Origin of the sequence: Methylobacterium variabile (assembly GCF_001043975.1) — a bacterium.
GTDB classification, from domain to species: domain Bacteria; phylum Pseudomonadota; class Alphaproteobacteria; order Rhizobiales; family Beijerinckiaceae; genus Methylobacterium; species Methylobacterium variabile.
In genome coordinates, this window is sequence record NZ_LABY01000532.1 from 1 (window position 1) to 1,566 (window position 1,566).

1 protein-coding gene and 1 pseudogene are annotated in these 1,566 nt (G+C 59.7%); both read right to left on the bottom strand.

The annotated features are described in order from the left end of the window. Window positions 1-817, bottom strand: an 817-nt coding sequence (repA, locus tag VQ02_RS34360) for a plasmid partitioning protein RepA (RefSeq protein ID WP_048448769.1), incomplete at its 3' end; no start/stop codon positions are given. A gap of 345 nt (window positions 818-1,162) precedes the next feature. Then, a pseudogene (locus VQ02_RS34365) lies at window positions 1,163-1,566 on the bottom strand (plasmid partitioning protein RepA); the annotation flags it as partial.

The following is a 1,566-nucleotide window of genomic DNA, read 5'->3' on the forward strand; positions in this document are numbered from 1 at the left end:
CACACACAGCGCCAAGAGTGAGGTAACCGAGTTGCGGGGGGCAGTCGATGATGACCAGATCGTAATCATTCTCGACCGTAGCGAGAGCGTTGCCCACGCGCTCGAAGAACATGCCACCATCGTTTCGGTGGGCGGACGACAGCGCGCGAGGCGTCTCGTGTTCGAACTCCATGAGTTCGAGGTTGCCCGGAACGAGATCGAGGCCGTGGAAGTAGGTTTTTCGGATGATATCCCGCAATGGCTTGCGCTTGTCATCGTAACGGATGGCTCCGTAGAGCGTATCGTCCCAACGAAGGTCGAACTCCGGCTGGATTCCGAACATCGCACTGAGCGAGGCTTGCGGATCGAGATCGACCGCCAGGACGCGATATCCTTGCAGCGCCAGCCATTGTGCGAGGTAGAGGGTGGTCGTCGTCTTCGCCGAACCACCCTTGAAGTTGACACAGGCGAGGGTTTGAAGACGCTCGCCATCCCGACGCCAGGGCAGAAAATTCAACGCATCCTTTGGGCGCGCTTCTGCCAAGTATTGCCTGAGCTCACCAATTTGCCCAAGCGAGTAGAGACGTCGTCCGTTTGATTGAATATCGGGGGTCGGACCGAGCTTATCGAGCGAGAGCTGCCGCAGATGGCTGTCGGATACGCCCACCAGCCGCGAGACCTCGCCGGAAGTAAACTTTCTGAGTTCTTTATGGGCCTCTGGAGGAAACAGGCGCTCTCGCAGCGACTGCAACTGGGCCGAGAGGAGGCGAGCATGGGCTGACACGCGATCGTCCGATGATACATCGGACCTTCCATGCGAGGCCGCGACCGACGACATGCTCAACCCTCTCAAAAACGGAATTTTCCGCCAATCGCGACAAAATCCGTTTTTAAGAAGACATAGATCATCGTGAACCGCAAGGACTTATTGTTTAATAGATCCTTTCGCTTCGGTGGGTCGTTGAAGCGGGACGACACGCGGTCGCACCAACTGGCCGTGCGAGGAGGGAAACGGTTCCGAAGTTGGCCATGGCCAACTTTTCCGGGGGAGGAGCACGGTCGGGCGCATTCGCGCTGACTTGGTCGCCCTGGTCTGCGCCATGGTCGGGCCGTGGGTTGGCCGCGGCCAACTTCGTTGGCTCGGTCGTAGCGGAGTACAGGCTTCGGATTGTGTCGCGACGTTTCACGCTGTCCTCCCCCAGGCTTTGTGGACGAGGCCGAGGATCTCTCGGTGAACGGCATCCAGGCTTTCGTAGGCACGGTCATAGGTCGCTCGACCGACGCTGTTTCGCTCGAGCTCGTACAGGCTCTGCTTGGTCAGGCCGGCATCGGCGATCGCCGTGGACTTCCACACGGAGGCAGCAAGAACGTCGTCCCCGAACAAGCCGCGCAGGAGAGCTACGATCTGGCTCTGGGGGCCATCGTGCGGTTCGTGGCGGGTCACCACGTAGCGAATGAAGTCGTGAGAAAGATCGCCGCCAGCCTTGCGGACGACGCCCATGAGGTCGGACGCCATCAGCAGGAACTGGGACATGGATGCGACATCCACCATCTGAGGATGGATGGGAATCAGGAGGGACGCTGCCG